The sequence below is a fragment of the Oceanospirillum sp. genome (assembly GCF_982874595.1).
This window is the reverse complement of record NZ_CEYNZH010000003.1, coordinates 94504-117444: the sequence shown is the minus strand read 5'-3', so window position 1 is coordinate 117444 and position 22941 is coordinate 94504. Positions and strand designations below refer to the sequence as shown.

Annotated in this window: 18 protein-coding genes; 15 read left to right on the top strand and 3 right to left on the bottom strand. The window is 51.5% G+C overall.

Annotation, left to right across the window (positions count from 1 at the left end; translation table 11 throughout):
• Nucleotides 1–43: 43 nt before the first annotated feature.
• From AC4GL5_RS02645 to AC4GL5_RS02580, 14 genes are all read left to right on the top strand, one after another.
• Nucleotides 44–2059: a heme lyase CcmF/NrfE family subunit gene (locus tag AC4GL5_RS02645; RefSeq protein ID WP_490381273.1), complete on the top strand. Its 2016-nt coding sequence runs from the start codon at nt 44–46 to the stop codon at nt 2057–2059.
• Nucleotides 2056–2586, top strand: a complete 531-nt coding sequence (locus tag AC4GL5_RS02640; RefSeq protein ID WP_490381233.1) for a DsbE family thiol:disulfide interchange protein — start codon at nt 2056–2058, stop codon at nt 2584–2586. Before AC4GL5_RS02645 ends, AC4GL5_RS02640 begins: the two co-directional genes overlap by 4 nt.
• A gap of 8 nt (nt 2587–2594) precedes the next feature.
• On the top strand, nt 2595–3095 hold the full coding sequence (locus AC4GL5_RS02635; RefSeq protein ID WP_490381232.1) for a cytochrome c-type biogenesis protein: 501 nt from the start codon (nt 2595–2597) through the stop codon (nt 3093–3095).
• 67 nt (nt 3096–3162) lie between these two features.
• Nucleotides 3163–4395, top strand: a complete 1233-nt coding sequence (ccmI, locus tag AC4GL5_RS02630; RefSeq protein WP_490381231.1) for a c-type cytochrome biogenesis protein CcmI — start codon at nt 3163–3165, stop codon at nt 4393–4395.
• Nucleotides 4396–4542: 147 nt separating this feature from the next.
• Nucleotides 4543–8070 (top strand): chromosome segregation protein SMC, encoded by a 3528-nt coding sequence (gene smc, locus AC4GL5_RS02625; protein ID WP_490381230.1) that lies wholly within the window; start codon nt 4543–4545, stop codon nt 8068–8070.
• Between the two features lie 82 nt (nt 8071–8152).
• Complete coding sequence (gene zipA / locus AC4GL5_RS02620; protein ID WP_490381229.1) at nt 8153–9766, top strand: cell division protein ZipA; 1614 nt, start codon at nt 8153–8155, stop codon at nt 9764–9766.
• 227 nt (nt 9767–9993) lie between these two features.
• Nucleotides 9994–12084 carry an NAD-dependent DNA ligase LigA gene (gene ligA / locus AC4GL5_RS02615; protein ID WP_490381228.1) on the top strand — a complete coding sequence of 697 codons (2091 nt, stop codon included), beginning with the start codon at nt 9994–9996 and terminating at the stop codon, nt 12082–12084.
• An 88-nt stretch (nt 12085–12172) separates the two neighbouring features.
• Nucleotides 12173–12838 (top strand): transglycosylase SLT domain-containing protein, encoded by a 666-nt coding sequence (locus tag AC4GL5_RS02610; RefSeq protein ID WP_490381227.1) that lies wholly within the window; start codon nt 12173–12175, stop codon nt 12836–12838.
• A gap of 72 nt (nt 12839–12910) precedes the next feature.
• Nucleotides 12911–13153 (top strand): YheU family protein, encoded by a 243-nt coding sequence (locus tag AC4GL5_RS02605; RefSeq protein WP_490381226.1) that lies wholly within the window; start codon nt 12911–12913, stop codon nt 13151–13153.
• 22 nt (nt 13154–13175) lie between these two features.
• A complete protein-coding gene (locus tag AC4GL5_RS02600; RefSeq protein ID WP_490381225.1) occupies nt 13176–14996 on the top strand; it encodes an AAA family ATPase in 1821 nt (606 codons plus the stop codon).
• Nucleotides 14996–16039: a DNA cytosine methyltransferase gene (locus AC4GL5_RS02595; protein WP_490381224.1), complete on the top strand. Its 1044-nt coding sequence runs from the start codon at nt 14996–14998 to the stop codon at nt 16037–16039. Before AC4GL5_RS02600 ends, AC4GL5_RS02595 begins: the two co-directional genes overlap by 1 nt.
• A 222-nt stretch (nt 16040–16261) precedes the next feature.
• Nucleotides 16262–18427, top strand: coding sequence for a dihydrolipoyl dehydrogenase family protein (locus AC4GL5_RS02590; RefSeq protein WP_490381223.1), 2166 nt, complete (start codon nt 16262–16264; stop codon nt 18425–18427).
• A 63-nt stretch (nt 18428–18490) separates the two neighbouring features.
• Nucleotides 18491–18742, top strand: a complete 252-nt coding sequence (locus tag AC4GL5_RS02585) for a type II toxin-antitoxin system Phd/YefM family antitoxin (protein WP_028304808.1) — start codon at nt 18491–18493, stop codon at nt 18740–18742.
• Complete coding sequence (locus tag AC4GL5_RS02580; RefSeq protein ID WP_028304809.1) at nt 18739–18993, top strand: Txe/YoeB family addiction module toxin; 255 nt, start codon at nt 18739–18741, stop codon at nt 18991–18993. Before AC4GL5_RS02585 ends, AC4GL5_RS02580 begins: the two co-directional genes overlap by 4 nt.
• 9 nt (nt 18994–19002) lie before the next feature.
• Here the strand turns inward: AC4GL5_RS02580 and AC4GL5_RS02575 are convergent, their stop codons facing one another.
• Nucleotides 19003–19449, bottom strand: a complete 447-nt coding sequence (locus AC4GL5_RS02575; protein ID WP_490381222.1) for a HEPN domain-containing protein — start codon at nt 19447–19449, stop codon at nt 19003–19005.
• Between the two features lie 71 nt (nt 19450–19520).
• The gene (locus AC4GL5_RS02570) at nt 19521–20423 is read right to left on the bottom strand and encodes an AraC family transcriptional regulator (protein WP_490381221.1); all 903 of its coding nucleotides are present in this window, start codon (nt 20421–20423) and stop codon (nt 19521–19523) included.
• A gap of 252 nt (nt 20424–20675) precedes the next feature.
• Between AC4GL5_RS02570 and AC4GL5_RS02565 the strand changes: the two genes are divergently transcribed.
• Nucleotides 20676–21602: a DMT family transporter gene (locus AC4GL5_RS02565; RefSeq protein WP_490381220.1), complete on the top strand. Its 927-nt coding sequence runs from the start codon at nt 20676–20678 to the stop codon at nt 21600–21602.
• Here the strand turns inward: AC4GL5_RS02565 and AC4GL5_RS02560 are convergent.
• Nucleotides 21564–22862: a peptidoglycan DD-metalloendopeptidase family protein gene (locus tag AC4GL5_RS02560; RefSeq protein WP_490381219.1), complete on the bottom strand. Its 1299-nt coding sequence runs from the start codon at nt 22860–22862 to the stop codon at nt 21564–21566. The genes AC4GL5_RS02565 and AC4GL5_RS02560 overlap by 39 nt on opposite strands.
• Nucleotides 22863–22941 lie beyond the last annotated feature (79 nt).

The following is a 22941-nucleotide window of genomic DNA, read 5'->3' as shown; positions in this document are numbered from 1 at the left end:
AAGAATACCCTTTTAAATCACCGAGGTTACTATGACCGCACTAATGTTCCCTGAACTGGGGCACTATGCGCTGATTCTCGCGCTTGTTATGGCGCTGGTTCAGTCTGTTGTTCCTTTGTTAGGTGCTCAGCTGAGAATGACCGGCTGGATGAGTTACGGCTCCCCGATGGTCTGGGGACAATTTTTCTTTGTCTCGCTGGCTCTGGTCATTTTGGCTTATGCCTTTGTCACCGATGACTTCTCCGTAGCCTATGTGGCTAATAACTCTAACAGTGCTTTGCCAACGGCCTATAAGATCAGTGCGGTCTGGGGGGGGCATGAAGGCTCCCTGCTGCTTTGGGTCTGGATTCTGGCGGCCTGGAGCTTTGCGGTGACCATTTTCAGTCGCAGCTTACCCGACGATATGCTGGCGCGGGTGATCTCTGTTCTGGGGATGATCAGTGTTGGTTTTATCTCCTTTGTTCTGTTGACTTCAAACCCTTTTGATCGTTTTCTGCCAAGCTTTCCGTCGGATGGTGGTGATCTTAACCCACTGTTGCAGGATTTTGGCCTGATTGTTCACCCGCCAATGCTCTATATGGGGTATGTGGGCTTCTCAGTGGCATTTGCCTTTGCCATTGCTGCCTTGATTGGTGGGCGTCTGGATACGGCATGGGCACGCTGGTCCCGTCCATGGACCTCGGTTGCCTGGGCATTCCTGACGCTGGGTATCGCGCTGGGTAGCTGGTGGGCTTACTACGAGCTTGGCTGGGGCGGCTGGTGGTTCTGGGATCCGGTAGAGAACGCCTCCTTTATGCCATGGCTGGTGGGCACTGCTCTGATGCACTCGCTGGCGGTGACCGAAAAGCGCGGTGTGTTTAAGAACTGGACCGTACTGCTGGCGATTATCGCCTTCTCCCTGAGTCTGTTGGGTACCTTCCTGGTACGTTCCGGTGTTCTGACCTCGGTACACGCTTTTGCAACCGATCCTGAGCGCGGCTATTACATTCTGGCGCTGTTAGCGATCTGTATCGGTGGCTCTTTTGTGCTTTATGCTCTGCGCGCACCGGAAGTAAAAGCCAAAATCGGCTTTAGCTGGATGTCCCGCGAGTTTTTCCTGCTGATGAACAATATCCTGTTGGTTATCGTGATGGTGACCGTACTGCTGGGTACGCTGTATCCACTGCTGTTGGATGCACTGGGTCTGGGCAAGATTTCCGTTGGTCCTCCGTACTTTAATGCGGTGTTTGTGCCTCTGATGAGTGTACTGGGTATCTTTATGGGCCTTGGCCCGGCATCCCGCTGGAAGGATATTGGCTGGCCAGTACTGAAGCAGCGCATCTGGCTGGCCGGTGTGCTGAGTCTGGTTTTAGGTGCGGCTCTGCCCTTTATCGCCGGTGGCGAATGGAACATCTACGTCTTTATCGGTATGACGCTGGCGTTCTGGATCACCTTTACTCAGCTGCGTGATATGAACGAGAAGCTGAAAAACAAAGGCTGGAACTATGCAGGTCTGAAAGGTCTGGGCCGCAGCTACTGGGGCATGGTCTTAGGTCATATCGGTGCGGCTATTACGGTTGTCGGTATGGCAATGGTATCTAACTACACTCTGGAGCGCGATGTGCGTCTGGTGCCGGGCGGCAGTGCCGAAGCCGGTGACTACCGTTTTGAGATGGTAGAAGTGAAACACGTTGATGGTCCGAACTGGACTGCTGATCAGGCTGAGATTCGTGTTTATCTGGATGATGATCTGGAAGCGGTGATGTACCCGCAGAAGCGTCGTTATATCGCCCGTAACCAGGTAATGACTGAAGCGGCGATCGACTGGGGAATCTTCCGGGATATCTACGTTGCTATGGGCGAACCGTTGGAAGGTGATGCCTGGGCGATGCGAGTTCAGCACAAACCCTATGTTCGCTGGTTATGGATCGGTGGTGTGATTATGACGTTAGGTGGTTTGTTGGCTGCTCTGGACAAGCGTTACCGTCGTATGGCTGCCCGTGAAGTAAAAGCCAAGCAAGATATTGCTCATCCTGAAGCGAAAAACAACGCTTCATCCGCAGAAGGAGCTACCGTATGAAGCGTCGTCTGATGTTTTTTATCCCGCTGGTGATCTTTTTTATCATGGGGATTTTCCTCTGGCAGGGACTGAAACTGGACCCCCGAGAACTCCCCTCTGCTTTGGTTGGTAAGCCGTTCCCTGCTTTCAATCTGAGCACTGTGAAAGATGAGAACGCTTCGATCACTGAAGATGCCCTGAAAGGTGACGTCTCGCTGGTCAATGTCTGGGCGACCTGGTGTGTGTCCTGTCGTCAGGAGCATCCGGAGCTGGTGCGTATCGCTAAAGAGAGTGGTCTGAAAATCTTTGGCCTGAACTACAAGGATACCCGTCCGGAAGCGATCCGCTGGCTGGATGAATATATGGACCCTTACCAGTTCAGCCTCTTTGATGAAGATGGCCGTGTTGGCCTGGATCTGGGCGTTTACGGCGCACCGGAAACCTATATCGTTGATAAAGATGGCATCGTGCGTTACCGCTTTGTCGGCGTGATTGACCGTCAGACCTGGCTTAACGAACTACTGCCGGAAGTTAACAAATGGAGATAGGTGAACACATGACGCTGAACAAGATAAAAGCTCTGTGGCTGGCTATTCTGGTTGCTCTGTCCACAGTCGCTGCGTTTTCCTATGCTCCGGCTGCTCAGGCGACCATCGATGCCTTCGAATTTAAAAATGATGAGCTGCGTACCCGTTATCAGGAGTTAGCAGCGGTTCTGCGTTGTCCAAAATGTCAGAATCAGAACATCATCGACTCTGATGCCGGTATCGCGGCCGATCTGCGTCAGCAGGTTTATCGTTTGTTGAATGAAGGCTATACCGACGAAGAGATTCTGGACTTTATGGTCGCCCGCTATGGCAACTTTGTGCTGTACGAGCCACCGGTAAACTCTCTGACCTATTTGCTCTGGTTCGGCCCATTTGCACTACTGCTTCTGGCTGGACTGGTTGTCTTTCTGCTACTGCGTGGCAACCGCAAAGCAGCGAAAGATGCTCAGCAGATCTCATCTGGTGATCGAGAGCGGCTGAATAAGCTGTTAAACAAGCATCAGGACTGATCTCAGCAGTATTTGAGTTTTAAGAACATCACGGTCGCCGGTACGCTGGCGTTGGATTCACCGATAGTTGAGTTTAAGAGATATGACACCTCTCTGGATCGGTATTGCAGCCCTGTCTGCACTGGCAGCCATCTTTGTGTTGCTGCCATTAGTACAAAACCGCAATCAGGTTAAAAGCCTGACGGAAGAAGAGTTAACTGAACACAACGTGGCAATGTTTCGCCAGCGTCTGCAGGAACTGAATAACGAACTGGAGCAGGGTAACCTGCTGCCGGAACAGTTCGAACAGATGAAGTCTGAGCTGGAACAGACCCTGCTGGATGATGTGGGTGACAAAGATGTTCCGGTCTTGCGATCGACCCGTCCGGGGATCGTGCTCAGTCTGGTTCTGATTGCCCTTGTTTTGGTGGGGGCTGTGGGTTGGTATTTCATCAAAGGAAACAGTGGTGGTGTTGCTCTGGCTATGGAGCGTCAAAGTGGTCAGATGCCTTCTGTAGAAGAGTTGGTCAGCCGACTTGAGCAGAGTCTGAAACAGAACCCGGATAGTGCTGAAGGCTGGTATCTGTTGGCGCGTACCTATATGAACCTGGGCCGCTTTGCAGACGCAGCAGCTGCGGTTAAAGAAGTGATCCGTATCGAAGGTCGTACCGCTGTGGCACTGGCGCAATACGCTCAGGCGCTTTATTTCGCCAATCAGAATGTGATGACACCTCAAATTGATGCTTTGTTGGATGAAGCATTGCAGGCTGACCCGAATGAAGCAGCGGCACTGGGTCTGCGTGGTATCTCCTCCTTTGAAGCCGGTGAATACCGCGAGGCGATCGATTACTGGCAGAAAGCCCTTAAGTTTATCGGTGACCCGAACAGCGCTAATGCGATCCGCGCCGGTGTCAGTGAAGCGGTTCGCCGTCTGGAAGCTCAGGGCGAAACCGTCGATATTGCTGTTGCGGGCCCGTCGATTAAAGTGGAAGTGGATCTGAGTTCTGCAGCCAAAGCAGCTGCCAGTCCAACGGATACTGTCTTTATCTTTGCCCGCGCCCCTCAGGGTGGCCCGCCAATGCCGCTGGCAGCAGCCCGTCTGACCGTTGCGGATCTGCCGGTGGTGGTAACGCTGGATGATTCCATGGCGGTTGCTCCCATGGCGCGCCTGTCCAGCGCTGAGCAGGTCAACCTGACTGCCCGTATCGCCAAGGGCGGAACACCTGAGCCACAGTCCGGTGACTGGCAGGGCATGAGTGGTCCGTATCCGGTCAGTCACAAAGAGGTTGTGAAGCTGGTCATCACCGACCAGATTCAGTAATCTAAGCGGCCGGACAGCACTCCCTTCAGACAGAACTAACGCCTGTCCGGCAGCAACCAAACAGCATGATACAAAGCAGGGCTATTTAGCCCTGCTTTGTTTTGTACCCGGAAAAAGATGTAACAGGGACTCAGGTAACGGCAGGTTATGCGGCTAAAATGTATTCGTCTGGCAGGGTTCAAATCCTTTGTCGACCCCACCACTGTGCCCTTCACTAAAAACATGACTTGTGTGGTTGGCCCTAACGGCTGCGGTAAATCCAACATTATTGATGCCGTGCGCTGGGTGATGGGTGAAAGCTCCGCCAAACACCTGCGCGGTGAGTCCATGACCGACGTTATCTTCAACGGTTCCACCGCCCGTAAACCTGTCGGGCAGGCTTCTATCGAGCTGGTGTTTGATAACAGCGATGGCACCCTGAAAGGTCAGTATGGCCAGTACGCCGAGATCGCCCTGAAACGTCAGGTCACCCGCGAAGGCCAGTCCAGTTACTACCTGAACGGCACCAAATGTCGCCGCAAAGATATCACCGAGATCTTTCTCGGTACCGGTCTTGGTTCCCGCAGTTACGCCATTATCGAACAGGGTATGATCTCCCGTCTGATCGAAGCCAAACCGGAAGAGCTGCGTAATACCATCGAAGAAGCTGCCGGTATCTCCAAGTACAAAGAGCGCCGTCGGGAAACCGAAAACCGCATGCGCCGCACCAATGAAAACCTTGAGCGCCTGCAGGATATCCGTGACGAGCTGGAACGCCAGCTGCAACGTCTGCAGCGTCAGGCAGAAGCCGCGCACCGCTACCGCGAACTGAAAGCACAGGAACGCCGCTTAAAGGGTCAGCTTAGGGCGATCCGCTGGCGCGATCTGGATGTGCAGATTCGCCAGTACGCTGCCGTGATCAGCGATCTTGAGATCCGTTCCGAGAAACACCTCTTTACCCTGCGCCGGGCAGAAAGTGAGATCGAAGAGAGCCGCCAGAAACATCAGGAAGCCAACGAGCAGTTGGAGCAGTTTCAGGCCAGCTTCTATGAACTGGGCAACCAGATCTCCCGTCTTGAACAGCAGATGACTCACCAGAAACAGCGTGGGCAGCAGCTGCATACTGACCTCTTGGATGTCGATCGTCAGATTCAGGAAAACCATCAGGAGCAGCAACAGGACAAAGAGCGTCTGCAGGATGTGATGTTGCTGCTGGATGAGCTGGAACCTGAGTTTGAGATGCAGCAGGAAGCCAGTGAAGCCCTGGAGATGGCGCTGGAAGAAGCGGAAGAAAACGTGCAGCAGTGGCAGCACCGTTGGGACAGCTTCAACCAGAAAGACCAGCAGTACCGCCGCGATGCGGAGCTGGCACAATCGAATATTCAGCAGCATGAGCGCTCCTTGCATGACCTGAAGCAGCGCCATGCCCGCGTGCACGATCAGCTTAATGGTCTGGAAGCACCGGAAGAGGATGATGAAGAACTCGAACTGATGCAGGAGACCGCGCTGGAGTTCGAGCTTCAGCTGGAATCTCTGGAAGAGGAAGCCGAGTCTCAGAAAGAAGCGCTGCAAACCTGCCGTGAACAACTCAGCGAGGGGCAGAAGGGGCGGGAACAGCTTCAGGGACAGCAGCAGATTAACTCCGGTCGCCTGGCCTCTCTTCAGGCACTGCAGGAGGCTGCATTGGCGGATGATGATCCGGCTCAGCAGCGTTGGTTGGCCAGTCAGGGATTATCCGAAGCGGCAAAACTGGCCGAACATCTTGAGGTCGCACCCCGCTGGGCGCAGGCGGTGGAAACCGTGCTGGAAGCCCAGCTGCAGGGTTTAACCTGCAAGCAGCTGCAACTGCCGGAGCTGGCGAATGGTCTGGCTCAGCAGGACAAAGCGGATTTCACCTTTATCGCTTCCGATTATCCACAGCCACAACTGGCAGGTAGCGTTAGCGAAAACGAGACGCTGGCTGCTCAGGTGACCATCAGTCAGGGACAGCTGCCGGAGCGTTTGCTGCAGGTGATCATCGTTGACTCCGTGGAAGCGGGTGTACAGCGACTGGCTCAGTTGCCACTGGGATACTCGGTGATTACTGAGGAGGGCGTCTGGCTCGGTCACGGTTGGCTGCGTTATCACAAAGGTAATACTCAGGCCGCCGGTGTACTGAACCGAGCCCGTGACATTGAACAACTGGAGCTGGATCTTAAAGCCGGTCGTGAGCGTCTGGCGGAGCTGGATGAAACACTGGATCAGCTGAAGAACCGTCAGCAGGAACTGGAGAACCGCGCCGGTCAGATTGGTGATCAGCGTATGTCGGTTCAGCGCCAGAAAAGTGAATGGGACGGTCAGATCCGTACCCGCCAGTTGAAGCAGGAACAGTTCAACGAACGTCAGCGCCACCTGAACGAAGAGCTGGCGCAGATTCAGGCCCGGGAAGAGGAAGAGCAAAACCTGCTGGAAGAGGCCCGCGAAAACTGGCAGCTGGCACTGGAACAGGTGGAGCAGTTCTCCGAAGAGCGTGATCATCTGCAGGCGGATCGTAACCGGACAAAAGAGGTTTACGAACAGAAGCGTCAGGCCGTGCGTCTGGAGCGGGACAAGCTGCACCAGCTGGCGCTGCGTCGTCAGGAGCTTTCCGGCCAGAAGCAGCTGGCAGAGAAAGGTATCGAACGTATTGAACAGCAGCTCGAACGCCTGCGGGAAAAACGCGAAGACCTGCTGATGCACCTGGAAGATGTGCAGGAGCCGAAGGAAGACAGCGAACTCTTACTGGACGAGCTGATCGAACGTAAGGCGGAAGAGGAACAGAAACTGATGGGCGTGCGTGAAAAAGCTCATCAGCTGAATGATGCCATGCGTCAGCTGGAGAAAAGCCGTACCGAACACGAACGTGATCTGGAACGGGTGCGTACCGAACTGGAAAAAATGCGTATGCAGCAGCAGGCGCTGTCGGTGCAGCGTGAAGGTATTAACGAACAGCTGGATGAGATCGGTGGGGATCTGGATGATCTGCTCAACGGCCTGCCGGAAGATGCCACAGCCAACAGCTGGCAGGAACAGCAGAACGAGGTCAGTGAAAAGATCAAACGCCTTGGGGCGATTAACCTTGCCGCAATCGAAGAGTACGAGGCTCAGCTGGAGCGTAAACAGTATCTGGATGCTCAGCATGATGAGCTGACTCAGGCGCTGGGTATGCTGGAAAGTGCGATTCGTAAGATCGACAAAGAGACCCGTCAGCGCTTCAAACAGACCTTTGATGAGGTGAACGGCTGGCTGCAGCGTCTGTTCCCGAAAGTCTTTGGCGGCGGTAGTGCCTGGCTGGCGCTGACCGGTGATGATCTGCTGGAAACCGGTGTTTCTATCATGGCGCGCCCACCGGGTAAAAAGAACAGCACTATTCACCTGTTGTCCGGTGGTGAAAAAGCACTGACGGCTATCGCGCTGGTTTTCTCGATTTTCCAGCTCAATCCGGCTCCTTTCTGTATGCTGGATGAAGTGGATGCGCCTCTGGATGATGCTAATGTTGGTCGATATGCCAATATCGTTAAGGAGATGTCAGAGCATCTTCAGTTTATCTACATCAGTCACAACAAAATCGCCATGGAGATGGCGGATCACCTGATGGGTGTTACTATGCAGGAACCGGGAGTATCCCGTATTGTGGCGGTTGACATTGATGAAGCAACGGCACTTGTAGACGTATAATTATTTGGTTTTGTAGCGTAAAATAGTCAAGTCAATTAATCTGAGTCAACAATTAATTATTTATTTACAAGGTTTACACTGCATGGGCTTACGTGAGTGGCTAATAATTCTTGGTAGCCTGATTTTGTTATTGATCATAGCCGATGGCATCCGGCGTATGCGCAAAGTCGGCCAGAATGAGCAGATGGATGAGGATGAACTTGCTCGTCAGGAACAGATTCGGCGCGAATTGCCTTCTGGAAGTGCTCGGGTCGTAAAAAGCCACGACGTAGAGGTCTTTGATGATGACCCTATTCCGGTTCTGCGTCACGAAGTTGAGATCCCTTCAGCAGAACACCCGCCAGCCTCATCACTTAGTTCCCATGCGTCTGAAGCGTTAGCTCAGTCCCTGCAGTCTGAAGAGTTTCCGCTTGATGATGAACAATATTCTGACTTTCTGGAAGTTGGAGGGGAACCGACTTTTGCTGAAGTAGAGCAAGATGAAACAATTTACCAGAGTCGTACTTTTCAGCCCGAATCGGAGGAGTCAGACGCTGTATATTTGCAGGAATCCGAATTTGACTCTGCTGTAGATCCTGAGTTGCACTTGTCAGAGGATCAGATGATGGCAGAGCTTAGTGCTCAGGATGAGTCCTCAGATCTTGCTGAATCACATGACTCCGCTGCTTATTCAGAGCCATTGGAAGCTCTTTTGGGTCCTGAAGAACATATCGAACCCGAAGAAGATCGGTTGCACATCACGGAATTTGAAACTGTTGATAGCAGCATGGATGATCTGGAACCCCTGGAGCCTTTAGAGCAGCGCTTTGCGGCTGCGAAGGCACGCCGTCTTGAGGAGGAGGAACGTCATGCCCGACAGAAACAGGCCGAAGCCGAGGCAGAAGCTCAGGCTCTTGAAGAGCTTGATCCGGTAAAAGCTGCAGCTCGCCGAATTCAGGGTAAGCATACGGGGCCCCGGCCATCAGAGCGAATAAAGGTACAGAAAACTGATGATGAGATGAGTCTGGCGGAGCGTCAATATATTCAGCAGCAAGAAGCTGCTAAAAAGGCTCAGGCTCTAAAACTCAATGAAGCTCAGCATACAGCGCAAGAGTTCAGCCAGGAAGAACAGCTTAAGCAGGAGCAGGGAAAAGCAGAACAAAGTGCTCCTCAGGCTGAACAGGACCCCCTGTTTCAGAAAAAAAGAACGACCTTTAAAGAGCGTTCTGTAACCCGTAAACCTCTAATGACCGCTGATGAGGAACGAGATCAAATTTCTGGGGCCGATGAGCTTCTGGTAATGCATGTTAAGTGTAAAGATGAGCGAGGATTCCACGGAGCAGCTTTGTTGCACGTGGTGATGCAGTGCGGCATGCAATTTGGTGATATGCAGATGTTTCATCGTTTTGCTAAAACTGAAGATGGCCCGCAGATTCAGTTCTCTATGCTGAGTTCTGTGGAGCCGGGTGTGTTTGATATTGATGAGATCGATGAACTATACATTCCGAGTGTTTCCTTTGTGATGGGCTTGCCTGCACCCGGTAGCAGTCAGGAATGTTTCACCATGATGCTGGAAACGGCCAAGGTGATCGTACGTCATCTGAGTGGCGAGCTGCGTGATGAAAATCGCAGTGTTATGACGCCTCAGACCATCGAGCATTACAAACAACGTATTCAGGAGTTTGAGCGTCGTAAGCAGCTGGCGCGCATGCGTTAATACCTGTATTGGCTCAGATTTACTAAGAGTCTACACAACAAAACCACCTTTGGGTGGTTTTGTTGTTTCCGGCATTTATAATCACTGCAGACCTGTTGCTGCCCTCAGGTTAAGATTTAGTTTTCAGGGTAAAAGTGATGACGACAGCACTTTTACTCACCAGGGATTTTCACCCATCAGGGTTTAGCCAAGACGGGTTTACTTTCTACATTAGTTTCGAGATTTCTATGCCTCTATTGTCCGGTTCGTCACCTGAATCCCGTTCTGCGACTTCCAATGTTGAGCAGACGCCCGCCCAGCAGATTGAAAGCCTGCGACAGCAGCTGAACGAACATAACTACCGTTACTACGTACAGGATGCACCCAGTATTCCGGATGCAGAATATGACCGCCTGATGCGGCAGCTACAGGCGCTGGAAGAGGCTCACCCGGAACTGCAGTCGCCGGATTCACCGTCTCAGCGTGTGGGCGCTATGCCGTTGTCTGCGTTCACTCAGGTGACCCATAGCATTCCAATGTTGTCGCTGGATAACGCCTTTGATGATGACGAGTTCAACCGCTTTAACCAGCGGGTGAAGGAGCGTCTTAATACCGAAGACGAGATCGAATACGCCTGCGAACCTAAGCTGGATGGCATCGCTCTGAGCATTCGTTATGAGAAGGGGTTACTGGTTCAGGCCGCGACCCGGGGTGATGGTACTACCGGTGAGGATATCACCCAGAACGTCAAAACCATCGGCTCCGTGCCTCTGCGTTTGTCCGCTGATGACCTTGATGGTGAACTGCTGGAGGTACTGGAAGTTCGCGGTGAGGTTTATATGCCGAAGGCGGGCTTTGAGAAGCTGAATAAGGCTGCGGCAGAAGCTGGCGAGAAAGTTTTTGTTAACCCGCGCAATGCTGCCGCCGGTAGTCTGCGTCAGCTGGACAGTCGTATTACCGCCAAGCGCCCGCTGGAGTTCTGTGCCTACAGTGTCGGTGAAGTCAGTGATGGTTTTATGCCGGAGCGCCACAGCGACGTGTTGCAGAAACTGAGCGGTCTGGGCTTCCGTCTTAACCCTGAGCTTAAGGTCGTGACCGGTGTTCAGGGCTGTCTGGATTATTATCGAGACTTAGGCGAGCGCCGTGATCAGCTGGCCTTTGAGATTGACGGCATTGTCTTTAAAACCAATCGACTGGAGCTGCAGGCAGAGCTCGGCTTTGTCTCACGCGCGCCTCGCTGGGCGATCGCATATAAATTCCCGGCTCAGGAAGAGATGACCCTGTTGAAAGAGGTGGAGTTTCAGGTGGGGCGTACCGGTGCCATTACGCCAGTCGCGCGTCTTGAGCCGGTGTATGTCGGCGGTGTCACCGTGTCCAATGCAACACTGCATAACGCTGATGAGATTGAGCGTCTGGGTGTGAAGATCGGTGATACCGTGATCGTGCGTCGTGCCGGTGATGTTATCCCGCAGATTGTTTCAGTTGTTGCAGAAAAGCGACCCGCTGATGCCCGTGATGTCCTCTTCCCGGACGCCTGTCCGGTATGTGGTTCAGAAACCGAGCGAGCCGAAGGCGAAGCTGTCGTGCGTTGCTCTGGTGGTCTGGTATGTGCCGCCCAGCGCAAAGAGGGCATCAAACACTTTGCCTCCCGTAAAGCGTTGGATGTGGATGGTCTTGGCGATAAACTGGTTGAGATATTGGTGGATAAAGGACTGGTCACCAATCTGACTGATCTGTTTCATCTGCAGGCAGAAGATGTAGCGGCTCTTGAACGCATGGGGCCAAAGTCTGCTCAGAACTTGCTGGATGCCCTGCAGAAATCTAAGCAAACCACCCTGCCACGTTTTATCTACGCGTTGGGTATTCGTGAAGTGGGTGAGACCACCGCCAAACAGTTGGCGCAGCATTTTTGCGAGCTGGATAACATTCGTAACGCCACTGAAGAAGAACTGCTGGAAGTGCCGGATGTCGGCCCGATTGTGGCGCATCATATCGTTACCTTCTTCCGTCAGCCGCATAACCTGGAAACTCTGGATGCTCTGTTGGCAGAAGGTATTGAGTGGCCGGCCATTGAAGCACGTCCACCAGCGGAAGAGCTGCCTTTAGCGGGACAGACTCTGGTTCTGACCGGTACTCTGAATCAGCTGAAGCGTAATGACGCCAAGGCTGCTCTTGAAGCGTTGGGTGCCAAGGTGTCCGGTAGTGTATCAAAGAAAACCGATCTGGTGATCGCCGGTGAAGCTGCCGGTTCCAAGCTGACCAAAGCCCAGGATCTGGGGGTTGAGGTGACGGATGAAGAGGGCCTGCTCGCGCTGCTGCGTGAACATGGCAAGCTTTAGATTATATAAGGGTATACTTGCCGAATGTGGATGGCCCCTGAGTAACGGCCTTGTTTAGTAAGAAGAACCGCAACCGATAGTGATACTGATGAGCAAAATGGATAACGCGCGTACACATCTGTTCAAACGCTTCGGGGGATTAAAACGACAGGGAGTCGGTTTGGTCGCCATGGCAATGAGTCTGCTAATAACCGGCTGTGCGGTGGCGCCACCGCAAAAGCCTGACAGTGCCTGTGATATTTTCCGCCAGTATCCGGACTGGTATATATCCGCTAAACAAGCGGAAGAGAAGTGGGGTACGGCTGTACCTATCCTGCTGGCGTTTATCCATCAGGAATCTTCTTTCAAGCCGGATGCTCAGCCGGAGCGCTCCACCTTTCTGGGATTTATTCCCGGACCGCGAAAGTCCTCTTCCTATGGCTACACCCAGGCACTGGACAGCACCTGGCAGGAGTATCAGGAAAAAACCGGAAACCGCTATGCCAGTCGTGGCAGCTTCCATGATGCAGTGGATTTTATCGGTTGGTACAACTACCAGGGCTACCTGAGAAACGGCATCGAGCGTAACAATACCTACTATATGTATATCGCCTATCACGAAGGGCACGGTGGTTATGCCAACAAAACCTGGAAGAACAAATCCTGGCTGAAGGATGTTTCCACCAAGGTCGCCAATCGGGCTATTCAATACCACAAACAGCTGGAAGGTTGCCGGGCAACTCTTAATCGTGGTGCCAGCTGGTGGGTGTTCTGATTTCAGGCAAAACCGGATAAGCATCGGATAAACGCCTGCTCCTGAAAGAGACAACCGAAAAAGAGAGACCTTATGATCGATGTTCCCTATCGGGATATTTCACCGGATGCGCTGCAGGGATTGCTGGAAGATTTTGTCACCCGTCAGGGCTACGACACCACAGAGGTTGATGTGGGTCTTGAAGACTGGGTACAGCAGGTGCGTCAGCAGCTGGTTAAAGGCGAGCTGACCATTGTATTTGATCCTGTAACTGAGTCGGTGACGATTCTTACCAAGCAGGAGTACAGAGCACGTGTACAGGAAGCTGATCTGTAATTAATATTGATAAGGATTTTGCATGCAGGCAAAGGATATTGCTGCCTTGGAGCAGTTGAAGAAAAACAAAAAGTTAGAGCCATATATCAACTACATACGTTTCCCGTGTTTTAAAAACCTAGAGCTCAATACCCAGATTGATTTCGACTTTCCGCTCACCGTAATTGTTGGTCAAAATGGTACTAACAAGAGCTCAATCTTGCGTGCTATCCAAGGTTGCCCCGAAGGTTACAGTTTAGGGAACTTTTGGTTTTCTACGGATTTGGATCCAATTATTGGTGAAGGAAATAAGAGGCCAAGATATATATACGGGTACTTTCAGCCTCAGGCAAAAAGAAACGTAGAAGTTATTAAGACCAGAATCCAAAGAAATTATAGTGGTTCGCAAAAAGTAAACCCTGATTATTGGGAGCCTTCCAGACCTTTGAAAAGTGATGGTATGGAGGATATGCCAGAGCTTAAAGATGGGGAAAAGTTACTCGGAAGGACAAAAAGCCGTTGGAACTTAATAAGCAAAGATGTTGTTTTTTTGGACTTCAGGAGTGAAATCAGTTCGTATGATAAGTTTTTTTATCACGGCGATTTAAGTAAGCGCACAAGTTACAAATCTAAGCAAGACTTTATTAGGAGAAGATCTGGCTTTTTGAAGGAAGTAGTTGACGAAGAACTGTCCTCTAAAAAGTTATTTAGAGGACAGAAAGAGCACGTTCAAGCGAATAAATTACTTTCAGACAGTGAGCGTCACGTAATTTCAGCGATTCTTGGTCGAGATTACACAAGAATCAGGTTGGTAGAGCATCGCTTTTTTGATATGAACGGTAGCTCTGTGATTCTTGAATCAAATGATCTGAAATACAGTGAGGCATTCGCTGGAAGTGGTGAGTTTGCCGTTGTAATGCTGGTGCATAAGGTTCTGTCTGCGAAAGAAGCATCTCTAATTATTTTGGATGAGCCGGAAGTGTCGTTACATCCTGGTGCACAAATTCGCTTGGTTAACTTTCTTATTCAGGAAATTAAAGCTCATAGACATCAAGTTGTAATAGGTAGTCATTCGCCATTCATTATTGGGCAGCTACCGAAGCAAGCGATAAAAACTCTGTTTAATGACCCTTCAATAAATGAAGTTAGAGCCATACATGAGACTTATGCTGACGAAGCTTTCTTTCATTTAGGCAGTTCTTCGGACGCGAAATATCGCATTTTTGTAGAGGATGCTCTTGCGGCTGAATTTGTGCTTAGGGCGCTCCGCTTGAAAGGAGAAGCCACATTTAAGTTGTTTGAGGTTGTTTTTATGCCGGGCGGTGTTGCTGACCTTCGGCAGTCATTCATACTTCCTGAGGCGCTTTCAAATGGCAGTCGATCGCTTTTCATTTTGGACGGAGATGAAAGATCAAGAACGAAAATATGTCAGAGTGGAATGCTGGATATTCCTGATAATCAGCTCGACCAAGTGATTCAGGATTTGTCTAATGGCCAGCTAATCAAGTTTCCTAAGGATGGTGGCAAAGATCCTGATATTGAGAAAAAACTAATCAAAAATAAGAGGCAATTTTGTGAATTTTTCTTAGAATACGTTTCCTTTTTGCCTGGTAATGGCACTCCTGAAGACTTTATCCTGGAGAATTTAGGAGAAGACCCTTTTGAGGTTCATCAGGTTAACCCCAAAGGGGATGCTAAGGAAAGGTTTAGACAATTAGCTAAGCTTGATCTAGGAAAAGAAGTTTTTGAGGATGTCAGCTCTGGGGAAATTTTAAGTGTCCAGAAAGGATATTTGGCTAAGCTGAATTCTGATTTTTTTGATCCAGTTATCAACTCGATAGATGAATTTTTAGGTAAACAGTAGTGAGTATACGGGTTTTTGATTTTTTTTCAGGTTGTGGTGGGACAAGTTTAGGGTTACACAATGCCGGAATGGATATTGTGTTTGCCTTAGATAATGATCCTGTGGCAATCGAGACCTATAAAACGAACTTTCCAGAAGTGGAGAGCGTCGCTCGCGATATCTGTGCAACTGAACCCTCAATTTTATCTTCACTCGTCGAAATGCGGGATAGAAAGCAAAGTCCTCTGTTGTTTTGTGGATGCGCCCCCTGTCAGCCGTTCTCAAAACAGAATGGTAATAAGTCTGCAGAAGACCCTAGACGAAACCTTCTTAGTGAGTTTTCTCGTTTTATCGAGCACTGGCTACCGGAGTTTGTGATGATCGAGAATGTTCCCGGAATTCAGAAAGTAAACATGGGAGGTGCATTTGAGAGCTTTACTCAAATGCTCCACAAGTTTGGATACTCGTTCGACTTCAATGTGGTCCCGGCAAGAGGTTTTGGTGTACCGCAAAAAAGGGAGCGTCTAGTTCTACTCGCGTCACGACTGGGTTCAATTTCTTTCCCTGAATTCACCCATGGCCCAGAAGCTGAGCAACCATATTCGACGGTCGAAGAGTGGATCAAAGATTTACCTGAAATAGCTGCAGGCGAGGTCTGCGAGTCTGATCCTGATCATCAAGCGGCTAAACTTTCAGCTTTAAATCTTGAGAGGATTAGGTCGACTCCTGAAGGGGGGAGTCGGGATTCTTGGCCTGAACATTTGCTTCTCGATTGTCACAAGAAGCATAAAGGACATACGGATGTGTATGGTCGACTTCATTGGAAGCGCCCTGCAAGTGGCTTGACGACTCGCTGTATTAGCCTTTCGAATGGACGCTTTGGTCATCCAGAACAAGATAGAGCGCTGTCGCTTCGTGAAGCTGCGTGTTTGCAGACTTTTCCTCGCTCATATAGGTTTCGTGGAAGCCTTGTAGACAGGGCCAAGCAAGTAGGGAACGCTGTTCCTCCTTTGATGGCTCAGAAAATAGCGAAGAGCTTTTTCAAAGTTCTTGAAGCTAGGTAATCGAAAAGTCCTGGATCGTCAGATTCGGGGCTTTCTCTTTAAGCTTTAGCAAAGAGCGACTAGCCTTTAATTGACGCCTTACGATTGAGTATCGACATTACCTTGTTGCCGAATAGAGAGGGATAGTAATAGCCTGAATCCTATTCACGGATAGGTGCGTATATCGGTACGAGAGATCATTTTTGAGCCACTTTTTAAGACCGTCAGGATAAAAGCCTACCCATGAAAAAACTTGTTTTGTTGGGTGCCATCGCGGCACTGATTGCCGTCTTTTTCGCCTTTGACCTGAACCAGTACCTGACGCTGGACAGCCTGAAAAACAGTCAGGATCAGCTGGCTGATTGGCGGGATCACAGCCCCTTGGTCACGGCGGGGGCTTTCTTCCTGATCTATGTGGCGGTCACGGCGTTGTCTCTGCCGGGAGCCACCATTATGACGCTGGCGATTGGTGCCGTTTACGGGCTGGTGGAAGGTCTGATTCTGGTGAGTTTTGCCTCGACGATAGGGGCTACGCTGGCCTTTCTGGTGGCGCGTTTTGTCCTGCGGGACAGCTTACAGCAGCGCTTTGGTGATCGCCTGACCGCTTTTAATCAGGGTGTGGAGCGGGAAGGAGCGTTTTATCTCTTTACCCTGCGTTTGGTGCCGGTGTTTCCGTTTTTCCTGATTAACCTGCTGATGGGCTTAACGCCGCTGAAAGCCCGTACCTTCTACTGGGTGAGCCAGATCGGCATGCTGCCGGGCACTCTGGTTTATGTGAACGCCGGGACTCAGCTGGGGCAGCTGGATTCTCTGTCCGGTATTGTCTCGCCTCAGATTCTGCTCTCCTTTGCTCTCTTGGGTATCTTCCCGTTAATTGCCAAGAAGATCGTCGCGGTGGTGAAAAAGCGCCGGGTCTACAAAGGCTTTAACAAACCTGCCAAATTCGACCGTAATCTGATTGTGATCGGTGGTGGTGCTGCCGGTTTGGTAAGTGCCTACATCGCTGCTGCGGTAAAGGCCAAGGTGACGCTGGTTGAAGCCAACAAGATGGGCGGTGACTGCCTCAACTATGGCTGTGTGCCCAGTAAGGCGCTGATTAAAAGTGCCAAGGTGGCAGATCAGATGCGCCACGCCGACCGCTACGGGCTGGAAGGAGCAACGCCTACCTTCAGCTTTAAAAAGGTGATGCAGCGTATCCATGATGTGATTGCCGCCATCGAACCCCATGACAGTGTCGAGCGTTATACCGGCCTCGGCGTTGAGGTGCTGCAGGGTTACGCCAAAATTATCGACCCGTGGACGGTGGAGATTCAGCTCAATGACGGCGGCTCTCAGAAGCTGACTGCACGCAGTATTGTCATTGCCGCCGGTGCCAAACCCTTTGTGCCGGATATTCCGGGGCTGGAGCAGGTGGGTTATCTCACCAGCGACACCCTATGGCATGAACTGGCGAAAGAGGATGAGATTCCGCCGCGTATGGTGCTGCTGGGCGGTGGCCCGATCGGTTGTGAGCTGGCGCAGAGTTTTGCCCGTCTTGGTTCTGAGGTGATGCAGGTGGAGCGCAATGAGCGGGTGATGATGAGGGAAGATCCTGAAGTCTCTGAGCTGGCCGCTAGCGCTCTGCGCAAAAGCGGCGTGCGCCTGATGACAGGTTACGAGGCGGTTCGCTGCGAATTGCTGGATGATGATGTCGACAGTGAAAAACGCCTGATCGTGAAAAACAGCGAAGGTGTTGAAGAGGTGATCGAGTTTGACCGCCTGATCTGTGCCGTGGGTCGTACCGCCCGCCTGACCGGTTACGGGCTGGAGGATCTGGGCATTCAGACCGACAGAACTGTCGTCACCAACGAGTATTTGGAGACCCTGTATCCGAATATCTATGCCGCCGGTGATGTGGCGGGGCCGTTTCAGTTTACCCACACTGCCGCCCATCAGGCGTGGTATGCCGCTGTGAATGCCCTGTTTGGTGAGTGGAAAGCCTTTAAGGCGGACTACTCGGTAATCCCGTGGACGACTTTTATCGATCCTGAAGTGGCACGGGTTGGCCTGTCGGAAACGGAAGCCCGCGAGCGCGGCATCGCCTTTGAAGTCACTCGTTATGGTATTGATGATCTGGATCGCGCCATCGCCGACAGCAGCAACGAGGGTTTTGTGAAGGTACTGACGGTGCCGGGAAAAGACAAAATCCTCGGCGTTACCATCGTCGGCACCCATGCCGGTGATCTGCTGGCGGAGTATGTGCTGGCGATGAAGCATGGCTTGGGGCTGAACAAGATCCTCGGCACCATACATACCTACCCGACATTGGCGGAAGCCAATAAGTTTGCCGCCGGGGAGTGGAAGAAAGCCCACGCACCAGAGAAACTGCTGGCATGGGTGGAGAAGTATCACCGCTGGAAGCGGGGGTGATTGTTTAAATTTTACCTGTACGCTATCCTGTGCAGGGTCAATATCCTGTACAGGAGTATCATTATGGATGCTATCAGCTACACCTCTGCCCGATCTAATCTGGCAAAAACAATGGATGCGGTCTGTGAAGACCATTCGCCGGTGATTATCACCCGCAGCAAAGCTCAATCTGTTGTTATGCTTTCTCTGGAAGATTATGAATCCCTACAGGAAACGGCTTATCTGCTGCGCTCACCCAATAACGCCCGTCGCCTGCTGGAATCTATTGCAGAGCTGGAACAGGGTGGAGGTCAGGAACGGGAGCTTTTGGAATGAAGCTCTTATTCTCAGAGAGGGGCTGGGAAGATTATCTCTACTGGCAGAAAACCGATAAAAAACTGCTGGCCCGCATCAATAAGCTGATTAAAGAAACTCAGCGGGAGCCTTTTGCCGGTGTCGGTAAGCCGGAACCATTAAAGCATGCTCTTGGTGGCTACTGGTCACGCCGCCTTACTGATGAGCACCGGATGATCTATAAAGTTACCGATGATGCGCTGATGATTGCACAGCTTAGGTATCATTATTGACCTGCTTTGTTATCTGCCCTGGCCATAAACAAAGACGGCTGATAATAGATATTTAGCTAATATTCTTATGCCAGAGAAGTTGTAGGAACCACCTGATTGCTCAAATTCGTAGCGGCCAGTGATGAAATACCGTGAACACTCATCAAGTAGCGGCTGTAATTCTCTGCCTGAAGTACTTTCAAATTCAGTTTGAATAAAATTTTGAGTATCAGGTTTTAAATTATGAAAGAGTGTTTTTAGCTGATGCCCGTGGACTGCAGATTCGGTATTGGTAGCTGAAGGTTTAATCTTTGACTCAGCGGCTTTTAGGCTCAGTTCACACAAGAAGGCGTAGTTAACAATTAAAGGGTAAGCGAGTTCTTCGATACTGATCTTCTCATTGCATCTGATAGCTTCAGCAGCCTTGAAGAATCGTTCTGCAGCCTCCCAAATACGGCCACTGGGTTCTGTTTTCATTTGAATTTCCTTATCTCTTGCTCTGAATTTGCTTGAAGCTAATCAGTCCTCTTTTAAAGAACTGACTATCCTCAATGCCCCTTCCGATACTGAGCTGGTGTCACATGATAAAACTGTTTAAATCGCTGACTGAAATGGCTCTGGCTGGAGAATCCACAGCGCAGGGCGATCTCTGCCAGTGATAGACGCTTGTCCCGTATCAGATCGGCAGCGCGGTTTAACCGCCGCTCAGTCACATACTGATGCGGTGCCTGCCCGAAGCTCACCTTAAACATACGGGCAAAATGGTATTCGCTCAGTTGAGCAAAAGCCGCCAGCTCCTCCAGTGTCAGGGGCTGATCCAGATGCTGTTCGATATACTCCAATAGCTGTCGCTGCAGATACGGTGACAGGCCGCCCTTGCTCTCCGGCAGGGTGGAATAATCCCCGCAATAGTTCTTCAACAGATGCACCATCAGCATATCGCTGGCGCTGCTCAGGGCGAGGCGGTCAGCGTTGTCCTGCCAGTTCAGCGGGCGTATCACCTGCTGGCACAGACTGCTGATCCAGCTGTCTTCCATAAAAGTCATATCCTGCAGCTGCAGATGATCGCTGCCCCTGTCCTGAATTCTACCCGCCAGATCCTTCAGCTGCTGCTCTGAAAAGTAGAGGTGCATAAAGTGGATCGGGCCGTTTACATCCCAGTGGGAATCACCGTCTCCGGGCATCAGACAGATACGGCCGGGGCCACCACCGCCCTGTGTGCGGTTGGCATATAAACGACGAATGGCATGACCGCCACCCAGATAACAACTCAGGGTGTGATGACCGGGGTGCTGATAGCGGGTGAGATCACTTTCTTCCCGACGCCAGATGGCAGCACTGGCACCGTTGTTCAGCTCGGTATGATTTTCCAGTTGCGCCTGAGTATTGGACAGGCACTGGAAGACGGGTTGTGATGCAGAAAGCATGTCTGGAGTGATTTTGTCGGACACAAAAAGCCTATAAAAAACTGATTGCTGGCAGGACATGCTACTCGCGGCCCCAGGGGCAGGCAAGCCTTGGGTAGGGCTTGTTGCGGCAAAATCGCAGTATTGCGATAAAAAAACGCAAGTATCTGACAAAAGCGCAGCAATCTGCAATTTTCCGCCCGTCTTATCGCAGATACTCGCGCTTTAACACCCTTAACCACTTTTACAACCTTAGCCACTTTAACAACTGGTGCGCACCTGTTTGGGTAAATTCTAATGGTAAACACAGGCTTATATCTGCTGACGGTTCTGATCTGGGGCACTACCTGGATTGCGATCAAGCTACAACTGGGCGAGGTGGCGGTTCAGGCCTCGATTCTTTACCGCTTTTCATTGGCGGCGCTGGTGCTGTTTGCGGTGCTGCTGTTAAGCCGCCGTCTGCAGAAGATTGAGCGCAGCGATCATCTGTTCTGCTTTATTCAGGGCTGCTGCCTGTTCTGCTTTAACTTCTTCTGTATCTACACCGCCACTGGTTATATCAGCAGTGGTCTGGCATCTGTGATCTTTTCCATGGCAACGGTGATGAATGTGGTTAACAACCGGCTCTGGTTTGGCCTGCGTCCGGCGTTGCGCACGGTATTGGGTTCTCTGTTAGGGCTTGCCGGTGTGGCTGCGCTGTTCTGGCCGGAGCTGGAAGCGGATGGTCTGACCGATGGCGTGATGAATACCGATGTGCTTCTGGGGATGGGGCTTGCGGCGCTGGGCACCTGGTTCTTCTCCAGCGGTAATATGGTCTCGGTACGGCATCAGAAAAAGGGACTGAAAACCACCACGACCAACGCCTGGAGTATGTTTTACGGCGTGCTGATGATGACTGTGATTATTCTTGTGCAGGGCGTACCGCTAACCTTCAGCTGGGAAGCCCGCTATATCGGCTCGCTGCTCTATCTGGCGATTCCGGGTACGGTGATCGGTTTTACCGCGTATCTGATATTGGTAGGGCGGATCGGTGCGGATAAAGCCGCTTACAGTACGGTGCTGTTCCCGGCGGTTGCTCTGACCATCTCCACCTTCTATGAAGGTTATCAGTGGACAGAGCTATCGCTGGTGGGCTTTGGGCTGGTGGTGCTGGGCAACGTGATGATCTTTGCCCGCTGGCCGGTATCAAAACTGCCGGGTGTTCTGCGCCGTCTGCAGGCCTGAAGTACTGGCGGCATCACGCATCACCGCTAACTGATGTTCCCGCCAGTCGTTAAAGCTGGCGAGATCCTTACGTTTCACGGCGGCATCGGTCGGGATATCCGCCGTTACCGGGTTTACCGGATTGCCATCGATATGCAGTTCAAAGTGCAGATGCGCGCCGGTACTGCGGCCGGTATTACCGGACAGAGCGATCTTCTGACCCCGGCTGACCCGACTGCCACGCTTGGCCAGAATCTTATGCAGGTGCAGATAACGGGTGGTATAGCTGCCGCCGTGGTCGATCTCGATATATTTACCCGCATAAGGGTGGTTACCGACCCGACGCACGATACCGTCACCGGTACTGATCACAGGGGTGCCTGTGATCACGGCAAAATCGACGCCGTGGTGAGGTCGGCGGCGCTTGGTAATCGGGTGCAGACGGTTTTTATTAAATGAGGAGCTGATCCGATAACGCTTTTGGGTTGGCCAGCGTAAAAAGGCTGGTGTCACGCTTTTGCCTTTTTCGTCGTAGTAATGACCTTTAAAGCGGAAGGCGTAATGGGTCTTGTTGCGGCGTTTCAGTGACAGGGATTCAACACGGGTTTGCCCGGTAATCTCATTGCCGGTCATTTCACGGCTGATCACTGCGGTGAACTGATCACCGGCACGCAGATCACGACGGAAATCCAGTTTATAGCCCAGTAGCTGGCTGCTGAGGGCGATCTGGCCTTCACTCAGACCGGCTTCACGGGCGGAAAGGTAAAAGCTGCCTTCGATACGGCCACGATGCACCTCAGAGATCCAGTAGGTTTCGGCAGTCTGAGCCTGATGCTGATAGCTGCCATCGTCCTGACGGGTGTAGGTGATCTGACGGGCGACATCCTGATACAGGGTCAGCTGGTGAAAATCACCGTTGTCAGCAAATTCTAAGCCCAGACGCATACCGGGGCGCAGGGTTTCCAGATCCAGGTACTCGGTATCGGTCAGCATAATCTGGTGCAGTTCGGTTGCCGGAACACCCTTCTGTTTGAAGATATAGCTGAGGTTATCACCGGGCTCGACCTGCCAAAGATTGTCATTGAGTTCTGCTGTTGGCGCTGAGGGGGTATCGCTGTCAGTGGCATTATTGCTGCGGTCACTGCTGAAGGTCAGAATGGGTAGTGTCAGTTCGGTATCGTTACCGGAAGGAATCAGGGCGGCCAGTGCGATCATCAGAGCAGCTACTGCGATTAGAATATTGTGTCGGGCAATGAATAAACGTGTTTTTTTATGGCTCATAACGGGTCAATATCCTTGCCGGTGACTTGGCGTTTTGTCTATGAGAACACTGAGGTTCGGTTACTTGATTCTGGAACGA

What these genes read in the sequence shown, in the direction of transcription:
- AC4GL5_RS02645 (WP_490381273.1), top strand. Translation starts at nt 44, where the DNA reads ATGTTCCCTGAACTGGGGCACTATGCGCTGATTCTCGCGCTTGTTATG.
- AC4GL5_RS02640 (WP_490381233.1), top strand. Translation starts at nt 2,056, where the DNA reads ATGAAGCGTCGTCTGATGTTTTTTATCCCGCTGGTGATCTTTTTTATC.
- AC4GL5_RS02635 (WP_490381232.1), top strand. Translation starts at nt 2,595, where the DNA reads ATGACGCTGAACAAGATAAAAGCTCTGTGGCTGGCTATTCTGGTTGCT.
- smc (WP_490381230.1), top strand. Translation starts at nt 4,543, where the DNA reads ATGCGGCTAAAATGTATTCGTCTGGCAGGGTTCAAATCCTTTGTCGAC.
- zipA (WP_490381229.1), top strand. Translation starts at nt 8,153, where the DNA reads ATGGGCTTACGTGAGTGGCTAATAATTCTTGGTAGCCTGATTTTGTTA.
- ligA (WP_490381228.1), top strand. Translation starts at nt 9,994, where the DNA reads ATGCCTCTATTGTCCGGTTCGTCACCTGAATCCCGTTCTGCGACTTCC.
- AC4GL5_RS02610 (WP_490381227.1), top strand. Translation starts at nt 12,173, where the DNA reads ATGAGCAAAATGGATAACGCGCGTACACATCTGTTCAAACGCTTCGGG.
- AC4GL5_RS02605 (WP_490381226.1), top strand. Translation starts at nt 12,911, where the DNA reads ATGATCGATGTTCCCTATCGGGATATTTCACCGGATGCGCTGCAGGGA.
- AC4GL5_RS02600 (WP_490381225.1), top strand. Translation starts at nt 13,176, where the DNA reads ATGCAGGCAAAGGATATTGCTGCCTTGGAGCAGTTGAAGAAAAACAAA.
- AC4GL5_RS02590 (WP_490381223.1), top strand. Translation starts at nt 16,262, where the DNA reads ATGAAAAAACTTGTTTTGTTGGGTGCCATCGCGGCACTGATTGCCGTC.
- AC4GL5_RS02585 (WP_028304808.1), top strand. Translation starts at nt 18,491, where the DNA reads ATGGATGCTATCAGCTACACCTCTGCCCGATCTAATCTGGCAAAAACA.
- AC4GL5_RS02580 (WP_028304809.1), top strand. Translation starts at nt 18,739, where the DNA reads ATGAAGCTCTTATTCTCAGAGAGGGGCTGGGAAGATTATCTCTACTGG.
- AC4GL5_RS02575 (WP_490381222.1), bottom strand. Translation starts at nt 19,449, where the DNA reads ATGAAAACAGAACCCAGTGGCCGTATTTGGGAGGCTGCAGAACGATTC.
- AC4GL5_RS02565 (WP_490381220.1), top strand. Translation starts at nt 20,676, where the DNA reads ATGGTAAACACAGGCTTATATCTGCTGACGGTTCTGATCTGGGGCACT.
- AC4GL5_RS02560 (WP_490381219.1), bottom strand. Translation starts at nt 22,862, where the DNA reads ATGAGCCATAAAAAAACACGTTTATTCATTGCCCGACACAATATTCTA.